The sequence below is a fragment of the Pseudomonas sp. NPDC089530 genome (genome assembly GCF_050280705.1).
Taxonomy (GTDB): domain Bacteria; phylum Pseudomonadota; class Gammaproteobacteria; order Pseudomonadales; family Pseudomonadaceae; genus Aquipseudomonas.
Genome location: NZ_JBNNVU010000217.1, coordinates 1 through 1,205, shown reverse-complemented (window position 1 = coordinate 1,205; position 1,205 = coordinate 1). Strand labels below are relative to the sequence as shown.

Sequence of the window (1,205 nt, the reverse complement as noted above, 5' to 3'; positions counted from 1 at the left end):
AGCACCGAAACCAAGCCACTGCTGTACAACGAGCTGAAATACTTCGAAGGCCGTCCGGTCATCGAGGAAGTGAAGCGCGTTAGCCGTCCAGGCCTGCGTCAGTACAAGTCCGTTGAAGATCTGCCAAAAGTTCGTGGCGGTCTCGGCGTGTCTATCGTCTCCACCAACAAGGGTGTGATGACTGATCGTGCTGCGCGCGCTGCCGGTGTCGGCGGCGAAGTTCTTTGCACTGTGTTCTAAGGGGGGATAAGCATGTCTCGCGTCGCTAAGAACCCCGTTAAGCTGCCAGCTGGTGTTGAAGTTAAATTCGCCGGCCAACAGCTTTCGGTGAAGGGTGCCAAGGGCACTCTCGAACTGAACGTACACTCGTCCGTTGAAATTGTTCAGGAAGCTGGTGAGCTGCGTTTCGCTGCTCGCAACGGCGACCAACAAACTCGTGCAATGGCCGGTACCACTCGTGCGTTGGTAAACAACATGGTCCAGGGCGTAAGCCAAGGCTTCGAGCGTAAGCTCCAGCTGGTCGGTGTTGGTTACAAGGCACAAGCAAAAGGCACAGTGCTGAACCTGGCCCTCGGCTTCTCGCACCCAGTGGACTACGAGCTGCCAGCAGGCATCACCGCTGAGACTCCTAGCCAGACCGATATCCTGATCAAGGGCATCGACAAGCAGCTGGTAGGTCAAGTGGCCGCTGAGATCCGCGACTTCCGTCCACCAGAGCCTTACAAAGGTAAAGGTGTGCGCTACGCGGACGAAGTCGTCCGTCGTAAAGAAGCCAAGAAGAAGTAGGGCATAGCAAATGACCGACAAAAAAAGTTACTCGACTGCGTCGCGCTCGCAAAGCACGCCTGAAAATGCACGAACTCGAAGTCGTGCGTCTCTGCGTGTTCCGCTCTTCGCAGCACATCTACGCCCAGGTCATTTCGGCCGACGGCAACAAAGTCCTGGCAAGCGCCTCGACTTTGGATAAAGAACTGCGTGATGGCGCCACTGGCAACATCGACGCGGCCACATAGGTTGGCCAGCTGGTCGCTACGCGTGCAAAAGCCGCTGGCGTCTCGCAGGTGGCTTTCGACCGCTCTGGCTTCAAGTACCACGGCCGCGTGAAGGCGCTGGCTGATGCTGCTCGTGAAGCTGGGCTGGAGTTCTAAGTTATGTCAAATAACGACCGCGGTCGGGGCTGCCGCCGCGGGCGCATCGGCCTGGCC

The 1,205-nt window shown here is 57.8% G+C and carries 2 protein-coding genes and 1 pseudogene; all 3 read left to right on the top strand.

Annotated elements, in window-relative coordinates; genetic code table 11:
• A partial coding sequence (rpsH, locus tag ACQKQA_RS30405) for a 30S ribosomal protein S8 (protein WP_427564806.1) occupies nucleotides 1-240 on the top strand: 240 nt, incomplete at its 5' end.
• A 12-nt stretch (nucleotides 241-252) separates the two neighbouring features.
• Nucleotides 253-786 carry a 50S ribosomal protein L6 gene (gene rplF / locus ACQKQA_RS30400; RefSeq protein ID WP_044465327.1) on the top strand — a complete coding sequence of 178 codons (534 nt, stop codon included), beginning with the start codon at nucleotides 253-255 and terminating at the stop codon, nucleotides 784-786.
• A gap of 20 nt (nucleotides 787-806) precedes the next feature.
• A pseudogene (gene rplR, locus ACQKQA_RS30395) lies at nucleotides 807-1,148 on the top strand (50S ribosomal protein L18); the annotation flags it as partial.
• Between the last annotated feature and the right edge of the window lie 57 nt (nucleotides 1,149-1,205).